This is a genomic window from Levilactobacillus hammesii DSM 16381, from assembly GCF_001434395.1.
Lineage (GTDB): Bacteria > Bacillota > Bacilli > Lactobacillales > Lactobacillaceae > Levilactobacillus > Levilactobacillus hammesii.
The window spans coordinates 12,066-31,197 of the sequence record NZ_AZFS01000003.1 but is presented as its reverse complement, the minus strand read 5'-3'; the positions used below and the strand labels follow the sequence as shown (position 1 = coordinate 31,197).

Annotated in this window: 16 protein-coding genes and 1 riboswitch; of the genes, 7 read left to right on the top strand and 9 right to left on the bottom strand. The window is 48.5% G+C overall.

Going from position 1 to position 19,132, the window contains the following annotated elements; genetic code table 11:
* Positions 1 to 542: 542 nt before the first annotated feature.
* The gene (gene metK, locus FD28_RS00160) at positions 543 to 1,730 is read right to left on the bottom strand and encodes a methionine adenosyltransferase (protein ID WP_057731284.1); all 1,188 of its coding nucleotides are present in this window, start codon (positions 1,728 to 1,730) and stop codon (positions 543 to 545) included.
* Positions 1,728 to 1,846: riboswitch (SMK box riboswitch) on the bottom strand. (Overlaps the previous gene by 3 nt.)
* A 129-nt stretch (positions 1,847 to 1,975) precedes the next feature.
* On the opposite strand from metK, the gene FD28_RS00155 reads away from it, so the two are divergent.
* Entirely contained in the window at positions 1,976 to 2,683 is a 708-nt protein-coding gene (locus FD28_RS00155; protein WP_057731280.1) for a hypothetical protein, read from the top strand.
* 121 nt (positions 2,684 to 2,804) lie between these two features.
* Positions 2,805 to 3,149, top strand: a complete 345-nt coding sequence (locus FD28_RS00150) for a hypothetical protein (protein ID WP_057731278.1) — start codon at positions 2,805 to 2,807, stop codon at positions 3,147 to 3,149.
* A gap of 171 nt (positions 3,150 to 3,320) precedes the next feature.
* Here FD28_RS00150 and FD28_RS00145 read toward each other — a convergent pair whose 3' ends face one another.
* Positions 3,321 to 3,914: a hypothetical protein gene (locus tag FD28_RS00145; protein WP_057731275.1), complete on the bottom strand. Its 594-nt coding sequence runs from the start codon at positions 3,912 to 3,914 to the stop codon at positions 3,321 to 3,323.
* A 318-nt stretch (positions 3,915 to 4,232) separates the two neighbouring features.
* Here FD28_RS00145 and FD28_RS00140 point away from each other — a divergent pair, with 318 nt between their 5' ends.
* Both FD28_RS00140 and FD28_RS00135 read left to right on the top strand, forming a co-directional pair.
* Positions 4,233 to 4,553, top strand: a complete 321-nt coding sequence (locus tag FD28_RS00140) for a heavy metal-binding domain-containing protein (RefSeq protein ID WP_057731273.1) — start codon at positions 4,233 to 4,235, stop codon at positions 4,551 to 4,553.
* Positions 4,554 to 4,940: 387 nt separating this feature from the next.
* Entirely contained in the window at positions 4,941 to 5,507 is a 567-nt protein-coding gene (locus FD28_RS00135; RefSeq protein WP_057731270.1) for a matrixin family metalloprotease, read from the top strand.
* 1,190 nt (positions 5,508 to 6,697) lie between these two features.
* Here the strand turns inward: FD28_RS00135 and FD28_RS00130 are convergent.
* Together FD28_RS00130 and FD28_RS13125 are read right to left on the bottom strand one after the other, a co-directional pair.
* Positions 6,698 to 7,564 carry an IS3 family transposase gene (locus tag FD28_RS00130; RefSeq protein ID WP_235806811.1) on the bottom strand — a complete coding sequence of 289 codons (867 nt, stop codon included), beginning with the start codon at positions 7,562 to 7,564 and terminating at the stop codon, positions 6,698 to 6,700.
* Complete coding sequence (locus FD28_RS13125; RefSeq protein ID WP_057731266.1) at positions 7,564 to 8,046, bottom strand: transposase; 483 nt, start codon at positions 8,044 to 8,046, stop codon at positions 7,564 to 7,566. The genes FD28_RS00130 and FD28_RS13125 overlap by 1 nt, the downstream gene beginning before the upstream one ends.
* Positions 8,047 to 8,241: 195 nt before the next feature.
* Between FD28_RS13125 and FD28_RS00120 the strand changes: the two genes are divergently transcribed.
* Positions 8,242 to 9,501: an ISL3 family transposase gene (locus FD28_RS00120; protein WP_057731261.1), complete on the top strand. Its 1,260-nt coding sequence runs from the start codon at positions 8,242 to 8,244 to the stop codon at positions 9,499 to 9,501.
* 132 nt (positions 9,502 to 9,633) lie between these two features.
* Here FD28_RS00120 and FD28_RS00115 read toward each other — a convergent pair whose 3' ends face one another.
* From FD28_RS00115 to FD28_RS00100, 4 genes are all read right to left on the bottom strand, one after another.
* Positions 9,634 to 10,344 carry an aspartate/glutamate racemase family protein gene (locus FD28_RS00115; protein WP_057731259.1) on the bottom strand — a complete coding sequence of 237 codons (711 nt, stop codon included), beginning with the start codon at positions 10,342 to 10,344 and terminating at the stop codon, positions 9,634 to 9,636.
* 5 nt (positions 10,345 to 10,349) lie between these two features.
* Positions 10,350 to 11,603, bottom strand: a complete 1,254-nt coding sequence (locus tag FD28_RS00110) for a carboxylate--amine ligase (RefSeq protein ID WP_057731256.1) — start codon at positions 11,601 to 11,603, stop codon at positions 10,350 to 10,352.
* Between the two features lie 122 nt (positions 11,604 to 11,725).
* The gene (asnB, locus tag FD28_RS00105) at positions 11,726 to 13,609 is read right to left on the bottom strand and encodes an asparagine synthase (glutamine-hydrolyzing) (RefSeq protein ID WP_057731252.1); all 1,884 of its coding nucleotides are present in this window, start codon (positions 13,607 to 13,609) and stop codon (positions 11,726 to 11,728) included.
* Positions 13,610 to 13,755: 146 nt separating this feature from the next.
* Positions 13,756 to 14,457 (bottom strand): Crp/Fnr family transcriptional regulator, encoded by a 702-nt coding sequence (locus FD28_RS00100; RefSeq protein WP_057731250.1) that lies wholly within the window; start codon positions 14,455 to 14,457, stop codon positions 13,756 to 13,758.
* 216 nt (positions 14,458 to 14,673) lie between these two features.
* Between FD28_RS00100 and FD28_RS00095 the strand changes: the two genes are divergently transcribed.
* Together FD28_RS00095 and FD28_RS00090 are read left to right on the top strand one after the other, a co-directional pair.
* The gene (locus FD28_RS00095) at positions 14,674 to 16,083 is read left to right on the top strand and encodes a C69 family dipeptidase (RefSeq protein ID WP_057731247.1); all 1,410 of its coding nucleotides are present in this window, start codon (positions 14,674 to 14,676) and stop codon (positions 16,081 to 16,083) included.
* Between the two features lie 66 nt (positions 16,084 to 16,149).
* The gene (locus FD28_RS00090; protein WP_420806184.1) at positions 16,150 to 16,392 is read left to right on the top strand and encodes a hypothetical protein; all 243 of its coding nucleotides are present in this window, start codon (positions 16,150 to 16,152) and stop codon (positions 16,390 to 16,392) included.
* A gap of 74 nt (positions 16,393 to 16,466) precedes the next feature.
* Here the strand turns inward: FD28_RS00090 and FD28_RS00085 are convergent, their stop codons facing one another.
* On the bottom strand, positions 16,467 to 18,971 hold the full coding sequence (locus FD28_RS00085) for an ATP-binding cassette domain-containing protein (protein ID WP_057731242.1): 2,505 nt from the start codon (positions 18,969 to 18,971) through the stop codon (positions 16,467 to 16,469).
* Positions 18,972 to 19,132: the final 161 nt, after the last annotated feature.

Genomic DNA, 19,132 nt, shown 5'->3' with positions numbered 1-19,132 from the left:
GTGGGGACCGCCTGCGGCCTGAGAAGCGGTCCTCCGGCTCGGTTTGAAGCCCGGAAAAGTCCGCCGGTCTCCAAACACGTCCCACGCTGTAAGCCGAAAACCATCGGCTAACACCGTTGTCACGGCTGCCTCCATCTCTGACCTCCTCCGGTTACGCTAGCTCTCGGCCACCACATTGAGGGGACAATCGCTGGACTAGCACCATCCTCACGCCCAAGCTATTGGTAACCTGTTGTGGAGCCGTGAGTGACCCAAAATTGGGCTCAGCCGTGGGAGCTGCTTAGCGGCGCAAGCCGGTTAGCAACTGGCGTCTTTGAGCCGTGATTTTTCGGCTCAAAGCGAGGTCAAAGACCGCTTCTCAGGCTTTGACCGTCCTGCCCACAGCGTTCCAGCCCAAATTTGGCGAACGGTAAGGCGGCCAGTTTTCACAATATTGACCCGTGTCATCTTAACCTATAGTTAGACCAGCGGTGACAAAAAATCCCGTTAGCCGACTGAGCGTCAAGCTAACGGGATTCCATTTTAAGAATTAAAGATAGTGCCTATTTGCAGGCTGCCTTCAAGGCATCAACCTTGTCCGTGTGTTCCCAAGGCAAGTCGATGTCGGTCCGGCCGAAGTGACCGTACGCAGCCGTCTGCTTGTAGATTGGCCGCTTCAGATCCAGCATCTTAATGATCCCGGCTGGGCGTAAGTCAAACAGTTGGCGAACGGCTTGTGCCAAGGTGCCCTCTGAGACCTTACCCGTACCAAACGTGTTGATCGAAACGGAAACGGGTTCCGCCACACCAATGGCGTAGGCAATCTGGACTTCACATTCGCTGGCTAATTTTGCAGCCACGATGTTCTTGGCAATGTAGCGTGCCGCGTAACTCGCAGAACGGTCCACCTTCGTGGCGTCCTTCCCAGAGAAGGCCCCACCACCATGGTGAGCAGCCCCACCGTACGTATCAACGATGATCTTTCGACCCGTTAACCCGGCATCCCCTTGAGGACCACCGATAACGAAACGACCGGTTGGGTTAATGAAGTACTTGGTCTTGTCATCCAACAATTCTGCTGGGATGACATCTTTGACGACCTGATCGATGACGTCTTGGCGAATCTGATCCAACGTCACATCTGGGTCGTGTTGCGTACTCAAGACAACCGTATCAACCCGCAATGGCTTGCCATCATCGTCATATTCAACGGTAACTTCTGCCTTTGCATCTGGCCGTAAATAATCAATGGTGCCCATCTTCCGCAAGCTGGCAATCCGCCGCATTAAGGCGTGGCTCAACGTAATCGGAAGTGGCATTAATTCTGGTGTTTCATCAATGGCGTAACCAAACATGAGACCTTGGTCACCGGCACCGATCTTGTCTAATGGATCTTCGTCACCTTCACGCGTTTCGTAGGAATCATCGACCCCTTGCGCAATGTCGGGTGATTGTTCGTCGATAGCGACTAAGACAGCACAGTTGTCACCGTCAAAGCCGTATTGACCGTCCGTGTACCCGATTTCTTTAATGGTCTGACGAACGACCTTTTGGATGTCTACGTATGCCTTAGTTGAGATTTCACCGAAGACCAGGACCAGCCCAGTCGTTACGGACGTCTCGCAGGCAACCCGTGAATCCGGATCCTGTGCCAACAGAGCGTCTAAGATGGCGTCACTGATTTGATCAGCAATTTTATCTGGATGCCCTTCTGATACGGATTCCGACGTAAATAAATGTCTTTCTTGCAATGGATATTCCCCCTAGATAGTGTTGACGACGAGTTGACCGATAATCTCGCGCCAGTCGGTTACAAGGCAGCTTCACTAGACTCGTGAATCCTATCGGGAATTGACTCATAACTTAAGCATTCTAACATATATTAGGAGGTGTTAAAAGAAACCACGCCACTTTTTTCAAAAGAATGATTGACCACGGTCAAAACTATATCTATTATAAAAGACAATACTAAAATTTGTTGAAACGGAGCGATTCCATGACCACAATCATGGCCTTCTTTAAAAACCGAACGGTCCAGCAGCTTTTCATCTTTGCTGTTTTTCAAAATATTCTCTGGTGGGTGGCTGGTTCGACGGCCGCTACGGGAACACCACTCGCCACCGATGTTAAGATTTACCTTGGCGGCTATGGCCTACTACTGGCTGCCGGCTACTTCTTAATTCTCAAACGACGGTTTCAATCCCGAATTGGTCCGATTCTAGTCGTCGCCGCGGCAACCCTAGGCTTTTTGGCGGCTCCTCACGACCACCTGATTCAGCTCTTCGCCTTGCTTCTCTGCATCTTCCTGGTACTGGCCTGCATCCCCCAACTCGGTTTGCAATCCGCCTATGGCCTCGTCGTGTTTAGCTTTCTCGCTGGCTGTGGGGTGCCCGTCATCCTCTTTATTTTACGGAATCACTACTTGGCCACGCAATTTTTACTGCCCATGATTCCATTAGCTGCCAGTTACCTGGTCTTCTTTGAACCCTATTATCTTCCCAATGATCGCGACTGGCGCTGGACGCTCGTGACCCCTGCCGTGATGTTATTGACGTTATTAGTCCTCAACTTTTCCTGGCGATCACTCATTGCGGCTGCGATCGTTCTCGCCTACTGGTGGCTTCAACCACGAATTAACGACCGTTACCGGTTAGTGACCACCAGTGTGATTCAACTTGTTCTTGGCTTACTTATTTTTGATTAACCACCCGATTCCTCAACGATTTGTGCTGTAATTTTAAAGTTTCGCTAAGCTCTAGGATAATCCCCCTCCTCACTGAGATCCCGTGTTAAAATGGAGCATCATTTAAATTGGAGGAACCCCTATGCCTGAAATCAAAGTGATCGGTGACATTCTAAGTGGTAAATTTCAACCAACGTTGACTGGAAATACCATTGTGGACGCTGCCCTGATCGATCGCTTTTGTCAGAGCCTGATTACGGCACTCGCCCTGTCACCACAATCTGTTCAAGCCGAACACCACTGGAACTTAGAAATCGATCCTGCTACCATCTATGTCGTAGATGCGCATATTTTGGACGCTAGTGGCCATGAGCATCGCATGGCTAACGTTGTCGCAGTAAGCCATACGGAACTGTTACGCGGCCAAATTGGTGCCACTAAAAGAAAGCTGGCGACTATCCTAGCCGCACAATCGTCAGCTAACTAATGAATCCAACCTGCACGGTGAATGCGGTTGGATTTTTTCTTTACCTATTTTTCTAATCGATCCCTATTAATCGCCTGGACCGGTGCGTTCGACGTCCTCAAAAGCTTATCATTCAAAAAGCTCTGCAAAACCGGATTGGGTTTTACAGAGCTTAGTCTATTTATTTTCTAATCACGTAAAATCATTGATGCGCAACCAGGCATCCCTCAACCACATCGAACGAACTTCCAGCCGCTGCTGCAATAGCATGAGGCCATCCGTTATGGGATACGGTTTGCCGTTAACGTAAAACTGTGATTTCTCCCAGTATAAGCGGTGATTTTGAATATCAAACGTCCGCCGTAGCTTATAGCCTAGGTGCCCATACGTAAGGGTCTCTACGGCCGTACCCACTTTGATCACACAGGCATCTGCTTGCAGTAACTTATCGGTCGGAAAGCAGTACTTTCTGTGCGACTCACGATCCCAGAATTCCAACTGGTAGGTTGTCGCAACCGACTTTTGTAGAAAACACCCGATATTACGGAAAAAGTTTAACCGAAAATGGGTCAAATCGCTCACATCCCGATAAAACAGATGCTGATGATGATAGTGTTCCAATGGTTCCTTTAGCCGTTGTTCAACCTCAATGGTCAACTGACGATGGGCCTGGCGCGAAGTCAGAAATCGGTCGATGACTTCACGCTCCTGCAGTGTTAATGGCTGATCACGCGTCTCAGTGCTCGTTGGGATCCGTGGTGGCTCATTACCGTCAGTAGTCGTCATAGTTACTCCCTTTTTGGGCCCCTTATTGGACCTCCAAGGTCACTTTAACATGCAAAGTATAAAATTAACAGCTAATATTATTTATGATAAATTACTCATAAATCACGTACTTAACTGTTATATACAAGTCCTAATCACGTAAAAGGTTGAACGCAGGCCGATTCTGCATGAATAGCCGGTCAATTGCCTATTCATGCACGACTGAAAAATATTTTTATGATGCAAAAAACGTTGGCTTGCCTTCGAATTTTGCATCAGTTGTGTTTCCCCGCTAATACCGGTATATTGGGGATAAGCTTGATAAGGAGGACGAACACGATGACAGAAATTTTAGTGACGACCACAGAAAAGATTCCCGGAAAAGATTACGAGGTGCTGGGTGAAGTCTTTGGCTTAACGACCCAATCAAAGAACATTATGCGTAATATTGGGGCTTCCTTGAAAAATGTCGTTGGTGGCGAAATCAAGGACTATACCAAGATGTTGAATGAATCACGGAATATCGCCATCGAACGGTTACGACAAAACGCCGTGGCCATGGGTGCCGATGCGGTTGTCATGATGCGCTTTGATTCCGGTTCCATTGGGACAGATATGCAATCCGTAGCGGCTTATGGAACTGCGGTAAAATATCGGTAATCGCCACACATTCAGCAATGTGTTACCACCTAATGTTCGTAACAGTTGTATTATAATTTACTTTGTAAAAACAACAGACAAAGTGACTCTTCGAAAAGAGTTCTACTTTATCTGTTGTTTTTTGTTGCCTTCTAAAATGATGAAACCGCTTTTTCTGATCATTTTGCAAGTGGCCACAATGCCCGATGTGTAACGCTTTTCGCGGTGTTAATAGCTTTTTTGGCTCGTTTATATCCATATCAGCAATATTGTCCCCTGAAAACTATCCACACTCGTCATTGTGGCATAACTACTCATCCACGACCCGCTTTATACTAACGATAGTCAATAAGATATTACACAACCGAATTGCAAAAGGTTCGGAATTAAAGAAAGCAGGTCATTCAAATGTTAAAGAAAGTTGTTAAATGGACAGTCTTAGTTATCGCCACCATCGTCTTAACCCTCGCCAGTTTCAGTTCCACGATCTTCGCTTCCGCCAACCGGCCAACACCATCTTGGGGCAGTTGGGATCAAACCACAATCACCTACAAGACCAGCAATACTTCTTCTTACTACAAGAGCGTTTGGAAGAACGCCGTTAAGCGTTGGAACAAGGTTGGGGTTGTTCAGTTAAGAGCTGCTAAGAGCGGCGAAAAAGCTGATATCACCTTAACTTCTTCTCAATCATTGAGCACCAAGAGCGGCAAGTTAGCTGGTTACACGAACTACTCTTACTTAAAGAAGAGCGACAATAACCAAATCATTTCAGCTAAGTCCACGTTGAACCGTAGCCTCTTAACCAAGTACGGTTACACCAAGACACAACGGACGAACGTTGCGACCCACGAAATTGGTCATGCTTTAGGTTTAAGCCATTCCGGTGACAAGTCCAGCGTGATGTATGCTTCTGATCGTTATGCTTCAATCGACCACCAAGATAAGGTTGGTTTACAAGACGCCTACACCGATTAACAACATCATTTCTAACAACTTTCTTATTTGACTGACAAATCCTAGCTTGTCCGGCTAGGATTTTTTTGTACCTATTTTTAGCGCTTGCGGTTAACTCCCCTCCTCTATTAACGTGACTTAAAATAGCCAGCACCGAGACCTTCTGGGTCCCAGTGCTGGCTATTGCTATTTGCTTCATATAAATGGCTGTCGCTTACAACGCTTAGAGAGAAACTAAGTTGCAGCTGTTCCTCAATCGTCTTGTCATGATCACGTGTATCGGGGCCCGGCTATCTGCCAAAATAACAGATCTCCTGCCTTGTCCGACTCACCGCAGCATGTTTACCCAACTGCTGCTGAAGGCCCCTCATTACCGCTAATATCGCGGCGTTCAGCATCTAAATGATCCGGATCTGGCAGCTGAGATACAATCTGGGCCACCTCAGGCGTCACGACCGGCGCAACGATGGAACTGTGGGGTTTGGTACCCTGCTAACCGACTGGTGAGACTCTCCCTAGCTGGAATGGCCATTCTTAAAGATTCACTTCATTGGCACTTTCATGTTCCAACCATTCGGATTAAGCTATCCATTCTTAAAACGCACAGCTAACAGGTCCCCCAATACTTAAGTGGTGCATTCCCAGACTTCAGAGAAACGGACACCCTCATGTGAACCAGCGGTCAGCGTTGTCACGTACTCACCAATTAACGGTGACGCACGCGGTGTCCATATACGGTTCCGATCGTTATAAGCGTACGCCCCTGTCCATTGCTTAACGTCCTCGTCTTGATCCAGTGCTTTGCATCACCGTTAACCAGTGGTCGCTACGCCTTGCTATAGAACTGCTCGCAACGTTACAACGGTCCCTGAGCCTGTCTATAGTGACGTAGAATGGCCGATAGGAACTACTTTGACGATCCCGATGTCATCGCATCCAGCCGTTCATGAGCCAAGAGAGTCCCTTCACAGGCGATCATGCTATTGCCACTCGTCTGGACTGGTTGTTGGCTTAAGGTCACACAGCGCTAATTACCAGCGATCCTATAAGGAACGAATGCATGATTCAATTTTTGAGCTCTCCTATCTATGCACGTGGCACATCCTGGTTTAAACCGCCCTAAGGCGTAGGCTCCAAGAAAAAATCTGAACGCATAAAAAAGGTTCTAAAATATCTGTTGTGAAGTGAACCCCATAAATTGGAGTGAATTTCTAAGCTGCTAACTGGCTGGCATGATTCCGGTATTCTACCGGAGTCATGCCGGCCAGTTTTGTTCTAATCCGTCGATGATTGTAATATTCTACGTAGTTACTGACTGCGACTTTAAGTTCTTCGTAACTGCTGTACTGATGGTTATGGACCGTACCGACCTTAAAGATGTTAAAGGTACTTTCAGCTACGGCATTATCTAGACAAGTCGCTTTACGACTCATGCTTTGATACACCTTAGATTCTTTAAGAAGATTGACATATCGCTTATTCTGGTACTGAAACCCTTGATCCGAGTGGACGGTCATTCGATATGGTAAATCGGGGCGGTTCTTAATTAAACGCTCTAATGGCTTGGTTACGAACTCAACGGTCGGGCTAAGACTGATGGCCCATTCAAGCATCTCTCCGCTGTGTAAGTCAATGTATGCTGTAAAATATACGCGTTCCTGCGTCGTTTGGTCGCCCCAGCGGATTTCGGTCACATCTGTGACAACCTTTTGAAATGGTCGATCAGTTTTGAAACGTCGATTAAGTCGGTTTTTAGCGACGGTACCAACTGTTCCTCGATAAGAACTGTACTTAGTCGTTCGCCGGTCAAAGGCATGACATAATAGGTTGTTCTCGCGCATAATGCGCAAGACGGCCTTATGATTAACGATAGTCCCCTGAGTCTTTAACGCTGCTGTCACAGTTCGATAACCATAGTCTAAATTGTCTTCACGAATCTTTCGAATCCTATCAACCAGTTCAGTTGGGGCAGTTTGATACTCGCGCTTAATGGCATCATGGTAGCTACTACTGGACATTTTCGCAGCTTTTAAAACAATCGCTAATTTAACATCTAATTCTTGCCTTAGCTCAGCTATTAGCTGGGCTTTTTCTTGGTTGGTGATTTTTTCTGAGCTAAGGCTTTGAGTTTTTCCAAGTAGGCTACCCGTACACGTAAAAGTTCGTTTTCAGTTTGAAGTTGCTTGATTGTTTTATTCTTAGGCGTTTTATCTGTCATTTTAGAAGACCCGCTTCCCTTAGGATTAAGGCGACCCGCAATTAACTTTCGTTCCCAATCCCAAATCATGACTGGGTTTTTAAGTTTAAAGTGCCGTGCGGTTACTGGATAAGAGGCTTGATGAAACTGTCGCCATTTAATGACCTTAATTTTAAAGGAATAATCATAATATGTCTTCTTGGAAGCATTACTTAAGCCTGCCACACCAAACATCTTAAAGTGCTCGTACCACTGATAAATCGTTGCCGAGCCTTTGATATGGTAATCCTTCATTAATTTAGAAATGCTGGTCCCTTGAAGGAATTTGCTTAGAACCTCTCGTTTTATTTCAACTGGAAACATAGTAAAACCCCCTGAATCGGATTTACTCCAACTCAAGGGGTTCACTGTATTGTTGGTAATCAATCTATTTGATTACTGGCAGCAGATATTTTTGTATACTGTTAGAACAGAAAAAAGTGTATAAAAAAGGGACATAGCCGCAGACTTGTGTCCATCCACTACCACATTTCAAGAGAAAGAAAGTGACTATATCCTATGACCAATGATACTAAAATTATTCTTGGGATAAAAGACCCTAATATAAAGAAATTGAAAATAAGTAATCCTTTAGAAACCAAGGGACCACTTAAAGTACAGGCGCTTTTGGACTACCGGCCAAAAGCTTGCCCTAAATGTGGTGTCTTAAACCAAAAAAGTATTATCAAATACGGTTGGCGGTGGACCACAGTTAAACTCCCCCAAGCTGTCGAACGAGATATTAAGCTCCAACTCAAGAAGCGTAACTTCAAGTGTAAGCAGTGTCAGCGATACTTTCTGGCAGAGACACCACTGGTTCAAAGAAACCATACCATTTCCAATATCAGTCGAATCTCATGTTTGGAAAAACTAAGCGAAACGGTTTCAATGCGTCATATTGCGAGTGAATTAAACATTTCAAGTACGAGCGTTTTACGAATCATGAGAAGCTATCAACCCGACATTAAAACGGACTATAGTTGGTTACCAGCCGTCATTAATATGGATGAGGTTAAATCCACTAAAGACGCTAAAGGTGCCATGAGCTTTGTATTTATGGACGGTATTCGGAATGAGTTTATGGATATACTTGAGTCACGAACGCGCTATGATCTCGAAAAATACTTCAAGCGATATACTAAAGCAGCTCGAGAAGCGGTTAAAATTATTGTGACCGATATGAATTACACCTATCCACAGTTAACAGAATCAGTCTTTCCGAATGCGATTGTGGTAACCGACAGATTCCATATCGTCAGTTCAGTAATGAGTGGTTTCAATCGTGTGAGGGTTCGAATAATGAAAACTTACGCCAATTCAAATATCAAACATAAGATCTTACAACGATATTGGAAGCTACTCTTAAAGCCCAATGAAGAACTGGATTTCAAAGGATATTACAATTTTACTCATATTGCAGGAGTCAGCACCGAAAATAGTACAGTCGAATACATTCTCAGTCTTAGTGACGAACTACGTCAGGCATATGAAGTCTTACAGACCGTTCGAAGAGCCGTTAAATACCGTGATATTACTCAACTAACAACTGTTTTAGACGGAAAAGACAACTACTCAGACGAGCTGAGGATTCCGTTAAAAACGCTAAAAGAACATCAAGAATCCGTGTATAACGCCTTAAAATACAAATACTCGAATGGACCAATGGAAGGCATCAATAATAAAATCAAGGTAATCAAACGTGTTAGCTATGGTTTCGGCTGTTTCAGTAGCTTTAGGTTAAGGATTCATCTAGTATTTGGACTCAAAAAGGTTGCCTAATCGCGATGCGATTAGACAACCTACAATAGATTACCAACAACAGTTGACAAAGAGCCCAGAAATGTTGTACTAGTTCTGAAATAACCGATTTATTTTTGCCATGATGGTGCCAAAACGTGGTCCGTCAGGCGGTTACTTTTGCTGTTGCTTCAGTGCCAATTCCAACGTCCGGTCAACTAAAACTGACTGACCATCAATCGTCGGGATCTCCGTTTCGGGTTCCCGTTCCTGCGCTAATGACAACTCCGTGCACCCCAAGATAACGAGGTCGGCATGCTGTTCCGTCATCATTTCCTTAAGGATGCGATGGTACAGGGCCGCATCCACGGTATTATTTTCCTTGATATAGTGATAGATCAACGTCATCGTCTCATCTTCGATAGCTTCCGTCGGCAATACGGGTTCTAGCCCCGCTGCTTTGACTTCGTTTTCGTAGATTTTATCCGCGATCGTCCCCCGCGTTCCGGTAATCCCAATGCGTTTGGCATCCGGATAACGCCGCTTAATTTCTTTAACGGCCTCGCGCGGCATATGCAAGATCGGCACATCAGTGGCGGCTTGCAGCTCATCGTAGAAATAATGCGCCGTGTTGCAAGGCAGGGCAAAGAATGCCGGATGCAACTGACTCTGCTGGCGAATATCATCCAACAGACTTGGCAGTGGATTGGGCTGACTGTGATCCAAAATGTAGGACGTCCGGTCCGGAACGGTGGCGTGGTTAACCAAAATATAATTCAAATACTCCTGATCGGCGTGGGCTGGCGTCCGTAAGTTCAACTGGTGCACGTAACTTTCGGTGGCCATCGTGCCCATGCCGCCAATAATCGTAAAGAATTTTTGCATGGTAATTACCCCTTGTTTTCTGCGAAGTACTTCTTGAAGTTCACGGTGTAGTTATGCTGCATCCACTGGATCAAGGCCCAGCGCTTCAGGTTCATATCTTGGTCGAACCGGTAAGTTGTCCCATATTTGCCCGCAGCAATTAACTTCAACGCCCGTTCCTTGTCGGCATTCTCGCGTGTATACTGCTTGAAGACCTTGACCGGTACACCCAACCATAGCGCGTGTTGCTTTTCATCTTTGTTCCCGTAAACAGTGGGTGCATCAACCAATTCATTCTTAACATAGTCCTTAACGACCCAATCCGCAAGGTTATACCCATTCAGGGTCACGAAGAAGCTGCTCCGACCCTGACGCAGGTTGATTTCAAACAACTTAAAGCTCTGATCCCGCACGTCATACTTCATATCAAAGTTAGCGTAACCGGTGAAGTCAATGGCTTCCAAGAAGGTCTGAATGTTGTGGTAAATCGTTTCGTTATATTCCGGAATGATGGCCACATAGTTACCAATAGCCGAAGGTGCTGGATCTTCCAATAAAGGATGGCCCAAGCACATCATCTTCACGTGGTGGTGTTGATCAACGTAGGCGTTCAGTACCCGCATGTTACTGTCATCCCCGGGCACAAAGTCCTGCAAAATCAGGTCAGAGGTATAGCCATTGGCATAGATCTTACCCACGATGTCTTTAAATTCCGCCTCGCTCTGAATCCGGAAAGCCTTCTTCCGCCCTTCAAAGTGCACATCGAGCCATTCCACACTGTTAGCGGGCTTTAAGGCCACTGGGTAGTCAAACGGCTGTTCAACATCCCCATTAGCTGCGTCCGCTTTCGTAATAATACGGGTTGCGGGATAAGGCAAATCGTACTTGTCGCAAACCTTGTAGAAGTTTTCCTTGTTGTTTAAGTGCCGCAACTTATCGTAGTCAATGTACGGGCAAATAAACACATCTTCAAGCTCGGCCTTATGCTTACTGATCAGTTCGGCATAACCATCCCCACACCCAATCAAAATGACGGGTTCTGGATGATTGGCATACCGTTCCTTTAATTTTCGCATGGTTTCAATCCAAACGGGATCCTCGTCAAAACCAGGGATCAATTCCAGATTAACCACTTTCGTGTAGCGGGTCGGTGCCAGTTGAATGCTGGCAAAGGCCTGAACGGGTTCATGGTACAACTCGTAAAATGAACGAGCCATCCCATAAACGTTGAAGTCACTCCCCAACAAGATGGGGGTGAATTTTACGCCATTGTTTTCCATAACGAATAAAGTCCCTTCACAACTACTTTTTTCTGATGAAACGCAATCAAGGTTGTTAGCGGACGAGTCCAATAGCAACCTTGAGCGTTATCGGCGCGCCATTACTGGCATACCGCTAAATATTAAACTTGAGTCCGGTGAACCAGATCCACCGTCTTGGCCGTCGTCTCTTCTGGGAAGTAAACTTCATACCACAAGATAAACGTGTAGATCGTAAAGATCTTTTGCATGCTGGATTTACCGTTGATGTGGGCACGTAAGATGTCCATCAAGGCTTCGGTATTGAAGAACTTGTGGGCCACGTCAGAATTAAAGGCTTCAATAATCCGTGACTTGTAAGGTTCCGTCTTGATCCACGTGGCAATTGGAGATGGGAAGCCCATCTTTTCCTTCTTCGCCACCCGTTCTGGCAATTCAGCTTCGGCAGCGGTCCGCAGAGAAACCTTGGTTTCGTCGGCATGAATCCGCGTCTTAACGGGCATGGTTGCGGCAAATTTAGCCACTTCCTTATCAACCAACGGTGTCCGAACTTCGAGGGAGTTCGCCATACTCATCCGGTCGGCCTTGTGTAAGATATCATAAGGCAACCAGGTGTTGATATCGAAGTATTGCATTTGGGTCATTTCGTCTAAGCCCTTAACGTCGTCGAACAGGTGCTTGGTGTATGCCCCGGCATCCTGGTTCAACTTAGGGTTCTTCAAGATCTTGTTACGATCGTGATAATCGAAGACGTAGTTCACCCGGTAGTAGCGTTCACTCAATGGTTGCGCGCCACGAACCAAGAACCGCCGACCGTGGAAACGTGGGAACTTTTCGGCAATGCCACCCAGCATCTTCCGAATGCCCTTTGGTACCCATTTCTGGTAACGTTCAAATGGAATGGCTTCCAAGTACGTGTTGTAGCCACCGAAGAACTCATCGGCCCCTTCACCAGACAATGCCACCTTAACGGATTCCCGTGTCCCCTTGGACAGGTAGTACAGTTGCATCGCAGATGGGTTGGAGAGTGGTTCATCCATGTAATACATGATGGTTGGCAAGATATCGAAGTAGTCGTCACCCGTCATGTAAAGTGGCGTGTTCTTTTGCTTGATTTCCTTGGCGAATTCCGAAGACCAGCTCAGTTCACTGTACTTAGAGTTCTTGAACCCTAAGGAGAAGGACTGAATTGGCTTCAGCTTGGAGGCTTCGTTCAAGACGTAGGAAGAGTCGATCCCACTAGATAAGAAGCTCCCCACTTCAACGTCGGCAATCATATGCGTCTTGACGGATTCGTCAACGATCCCACGAATCTTCTTAGCATCTTCTTCAACCGTTTGACTGTTGTCGATGTGGTCGTAGTTAAATTTGTAGTACCGGTGCGTTTCCGTCTCGCCGTTAGCGTGGTGAATGAAGTATTGCCCTGGCAACACCTTGTAGACGTTCTTGAACATCGTTTCCCGTGAAGGAATGAATTCAAAACTCAGGTGAATTGGGAGTAAAGCTTCATTGAATTCCTTCTTGAAGTTAGGGTGTTCGAGGAATGCCTTGATTTCGGACGCCCACAGGAACGTGTCGCCGTCATCATAGTAATACATGGGCTTAATACCGAAGTGGTCCCGGGCACCAAAGACTTCGTTCTTAGTCTTGTCATAAATGGCAAAGGCGTACATCCCGCGTAACCGGTCGAGTAACTTTGGCCCCCAAGCATCGTAACCGTGGATCAAAACTTCTGAGTCCACGTCCGTTAAGAACTTGTAGCCAAGCTTTTGGAGATCGGCCCGAATTTCTTGATAGTTATAAATTTCACCATTAAAGGTTAAAACCTTCGTCTGGTCCTGGTTGTACATGGGTTGCTTTCCGTGAGCCAAGTCAATGATTGACAGCCGCCGGAAGCCCATAGTTGCCTGATCATCGCTGAAGTAGGCCTCATCATCAGGTCCCCGGTGCTTGATCCGGTCTGCCATATCATTAATCGTGGTAGCTGGAACATCCTTTTGGTTCACATAGCCAACGAATCCACACATGTGCGTATCCCCTTTTTCCTGTTTATTATTAAGTCTAATTTGGTCGTTCATTAAGATTAAATGAAACACAACACCCATCATTTTAGCAAATTTATTTCGGGAATACCATATTATTAAGGATTCTTAAACGGTTCGCTGAAAATGCGTTATGACGGGGCTAGATCCCCGAGCTTTGTGGAATCGTTTACTTTGACCTGCCGGCGCCCGATCGTCTCAATAATGCCATCGGTTGCGAGCTGCCGTAGCTTGCGGCTCAGCGACTCTGGGGTCATCCCCAAATAAGCCGCCAAGTCTTGTTTACTCATGGGTAAATCAACGGTGCCCGCGGTATGGCCGCTGAGTTCCTGTAAGTAGCCTGCCAAACGGGGCAAGGCATCCGGGATAGCTAAGAGTGTCGCCTGCCGTTCAGCGGCCTTCAAACGATCTGCCAAGGCCCCTAGCAAAGCCATGGACAGCGGCGGTAATTTCTTAATCAAGGCGGTCAATGCCGCTCGTGAAATGGTGCAGAGCTCTGTCGTCTGCGTGGCTTCCGCGTATGAGGAATGAATTTCATCCGTAAAAAGTGCGATTTCGCCGATAAAGTCGCCGGGATTAAGGACCCGTAAGACCTGTTCACGCCCGTCCTCCGCTAAATGATACAGCCGAACCTGTCCCTGATTGACAATATACAGCGTCTGTGAAACCTCGCCCGTGCTAAAGACGGCGCCCCCTTTTTCCGCATGAATGGGCCGCGTGACCTGCGCCACCGACATCATCTGATCCGCAGATAGCCGCTGAAAGATCGGTACCTGCGAGACGCACTCCAGCTCCCGTTCAATCGCATGTTCATGCGTATGTCCATGTTCCATGTCGACATCTCCTCTATCACTTAAAATCCGATCGAAATTCATAAACGACGGGGCCTCGCGGTGACATCACGAGGCGCTCCCATCAACTAAGTCCGTACACATCCATGGTCTATTCTAGCAAACTATGAGGTGGAATCGGTGGCAAACGTCTTATTCCCATAAAATGTGCTATAGTAACATTTATAATTGCACCACGACCTTAAAGGAGGAACCTGTATGCCCCGTCAAACGCATCAAGCCTGCACCTCATTTCTGGCTGGTAAGTTGGCTACCATCGATAATAGTCCGCTGATTGCCCGCAATGAGGACAACGGCGTGGCCATCTGGCCCAAGCAAGCCGTTGTTTACCCCGCTACCGACCACACCGAGACAACCTTTGTCTCCAAAAACAATCACTTTACCACCGTTTTGCCAACACACGCGGCCCACTATACCGCCGTGCCCGACACCGATCCCAGTGAGGGCGACTACGCCGAAAGTGGCATCAACGCCCACAACGTTGCGATGAGCGCTACCGAATCCGCCTACGCCAATAGCCGCGTGCTGGGCGTTGACCCGCTGGTGAGCGATGGGATTGCCGAGGACGCCATGGTCACCGTCGTTCTTCCCTATGTGGACACCGCCCAAGCGGGAATCAAGCGGCTGGGCCACTTGGTTGAGACCAACGGCGCGGCGGAAGCGAACGGGGTCCTCTTCAGTGACAGCGACGAGGTCTGGTACATGGAAATCGTCAGTGGTCATCACTGGGTCGCCCAGCGTATTCCGGATGACATGTATGCCGTGGTTGCCAACCAGTTGGCCATTCAAGACATCGACTTTGATCGGCCTGGCGACTTTCTCACCTCCGCGGGGATCCGCCACTTCGTGCAAGCCAATCACCTGAACCCCGATGGCAATCGCTTTAACTCCCGCCACATCTTTGGCACGCAATCCACCTTCGACGCTCACTACAACACGCCGCGTGTCTGGTACGGTCACAAGCTGTTCACACCCAGTGCCTTTGAAAATCCAACGGATCAAGAGCTCCCCTTCCTCCAACATGCGGAACACAAGATTAGCGTGCCCGAGGTGGCTGAACTCCTGGGTTCCCACTACCAGGAAACGCCCTATGACCCCCTGGGAACCGGCACGGAAACGGAACGTCACCTGTACCGGGCAATTGGCCTGTCGCGAACGGAAAACTCCCACATCTTGCAAATTCGTCGCCACGTTGTTCCCAGTCTAGCAGGAATTATTTGGCAGTGCTTCGGCAACCCCGCCTTCAATCCCTACGTCCCATTCTACGCGAGTGGTGACCAATTAGGCGACATCTACCGTGCCGACAACCACGCCTTTTCACCACAGAATCCTTACTGGGCCGGCAAGCTACTGGAGACCCTGGGGGAAGCCCACTACCACCAAAATCGTGAACAGATTGCGAACTTCCTTAAACGCACGCAGTCCCTGGGGATTCAACGACTAGTAGCCGGAGACGCACTGCCGAACCCCGACGCCGCAACACTCGGCAACTACAATGCTGCCACGGCTGCGACCTTTGCCGCCGAGATCGAAACCCAGGCTGGCAACCTGCTCTGTGCCAACGCTGAACAGTCGGCACTGTCATTTAAGATGGATCATAATTTGTGAAATGATATCGTTTTCAGGGCAAGTGCGGTATAATGAAACTAGCAGCTAGCCCCGAAAGGAATGATTATGATGGATGAAGTTGTACTTTTTAATCCCGGCGATTCAATTGGTAACTTTCACGATTATCACGAGGCCGTGCAGACGGCGCAGATTTACCAAGCCCGTCACACCGAGTCTGGTCATGTTTTGGTAGTTAAAAGCGAAAAAGGTGAACCTTCTTTCGATATTTTCCTAGCAGAATCCCAATTAGGAAATGGCCAAACCGGCCACGCGGCCAGCGAGCAATACCGAATCAGTAAGAAACTTTAATCTGGATAAGTTGAGCGTCAACGAAGATAACTTCGTTGGCGCTCTTTTCGTTACTCATCATGGGGTAACCCCAATTACTGCTTAAATAAATCCAATTCGGCCTTCAGGTAGCGACCGGTCACACTGGCCGGATTCTCACTGACCGCGGCTGGTGTCCCCGTTGCCACTAACTGACCACCGTTGATCCCACCGCCGGGACCCATGTCAATCACGTAGTCCGCGTTGGCAATCAGATCCAGGTCGTGTTCGATCGCAATGACCGTGGCCCCCTGCTGCAGCAATTGGTCAAAGACCCTTACCAGCTGTTGAATGTCGAGGGGATGCAAGCCGACCGTGGGTTCATCGAAAATAAACAGCGTGCCATTTTGCCGCTTGCCGATTCGTGAAACCAGCTTCAAGCGCTGGGCTTCCCCACCAGATAACGCCGGGGTACTCTCACCGAGTAACAGATATCCGAGCCCCATGTCGTGCAGCGTCTGCAACGTTTGGGCAATTCCCGCTTCATCGGCAAAGACGGGCAGTGCCTCATCCACGGATAACGCCAACACGTCGGCAATGCTGTAATCGTGCCATTTAATCGCTAAAGTCTCCTTATTGTAGCGTTGCCCGTGACACTGGGGACAAACCTCCGTAATGTCAGGTAAATACTGAACATCCAGTGAGATCTGACCGGTACCCCCACAGGTGGGGCAAGCCCCCGCCTTAACGTTGTAAGAGAAGCGGCTGTTGGTGTAACCGTGTTCCTTAGCCGCCGGCGTTGCGGCAAATAATTTCCGCAGACGGTTCAAAATATCCGTATACGTTGCTACCGTCGAGCGGACATTTTTTCCGACCGGTACGGAATCGACCTTAACGACGTGGCGAACACCCGCGCGGTCGAGGTGCTTGACGTGGGCGGGCAACGGCCGGTGGTCAACTTCCGCCTCGATGGCTGGAATCAAGCTATCCAGGACCATGGTCGTCTTACCGGCACCACTCATCCCCGTCACCGTGGTCAGCCGGTTCTTCGGGAACTTTACGGCAACATCATCGATATTAAACCGGTGTTGCACCTCTAGGTCCAAACTGCCCTTTTGCCACAGCGCCTGGTCACTGAGCTGAGGCCGTTCGCGCAGCTGGGAGGTCCCGTTTAGAAATGGCGCAATCAGGGATTGGCGACTGTGTGCAATCTCGGCAACGGTCCCTTGATCAACCACGGTGCCGCCGCGTTTCCCCGCTTCCGGACCAATCTCAATCACGTAGTCCGCAGCGCCGATGATCCGCGTGTCATGGTCGACCACGACCACGGAGTTTCCCTGCGCAACCAAACCACGAAAGGCCTTGATCAGCCCAGTGACGTTGGCGGGATGGAGACCAACGGATGGCTCATCTAAAACGTACAGAACCCCCGTTGTGGCGCTCCGCAGCGTCCGCCCCAACTGAATACGTTGCAGTTCACCCGTTGAGAGGGTCGCCCCGGGACGACTCAGGGTGAGATAGTCCAGTCCCAAGTCCACCATGGGTTGTAGGCTCAATAGCAATTCATCAACCAGATCCGACCCTAACTTGTGCATTCGCGCGGGTAACCAGTCCACGATGGTCCCTGCAAACGTCCGTAACTGGTTGATCGGTAAGTCACTGACTTCGGCAAGGTTCTTCCCATTTAAGGTCTGCTTCAACAATTCTGGATTCAGTCGCGTCCCGTGACACGTTGGGCAGGTGTCGAACGTATAGAATTTATTGAGTTTGGCAATCGTCCGCTCATTCTTCGTGGTCGCCAGACTGTCCTCCACCGCCGCAAAGGCATTCTCATAGACCGCGTTGTCCATGTGGAAGATTTTTCCCTTGCTGCTGGGAATATCGAGTGCCACGGTCTGTTTTTCACCATGTAACACGCGCTGTTTGTCAGCCTCACTCAGATCCTTGTAGGGCACGTCAATCGGAATCCCAATGGCGTTGGCGACCGTTGGCATAAAATTACGACCAGGCAGGTGCCAGGAGGCCACTGCCCCCTCTTCAAGCGTCTGATCCTCATTGCCAATCAACAGGCTCGCATCCAGCTGGCGGACTTCACCCAGGCCCCCACAGGTGGGACAAGCGCCATCGGAATTAAAGGCAAAGTCTTCGGCACCCGGTGCGCGAAATTGAACGCCACAGGTTGGGCAGGTGACGTACCCGTCATTTTCAGCAACGTCTAGGGTCGGTGGAACCTGATGCCCATTGGGACAAACCGGCGATCCCAGTCGCGAGAAGACTAGTCGCAGAATGTTGAGGCTCTCGGACATGGTACCCACGGTTGACCGCACGCCGGGAACTTGAGGCCGTTGGCGGAGTGCCAGTGCAGAGGGCAGGTACTCAACGGAATCGACGGCGGCCTTGCCCATCTGATTGATCCGCCGCCGCGTAAAGGTTGATAAGGCATTCAAATAACGCCGGGCACCCTCAGCGTACAGGACACCCATGGCGAGAGACGATTTACCGGAACCACTCCGACCGGTGATGGCAACGAAGCGATTCAGGGGGATGTCGACGTCAAGATTCTTCAGATTATTGACCTTAGCACCCCGCACTTTGATTTTTGACGGTAACTGATTTGGCATAGAAATTGGGGACCCCTTTCAAAATTAGTCAGTGCTTTCATTCTACCCCAGTTGATGTGAAAATTCAGGGTCGCCGTTCGTCAATCGTTTTCAGCTAAAATCAGTCAGCTTGCCGGTCAATTCGCTGAAAAAAACAGTGTTCCAGCCAATCTTTCACTAGG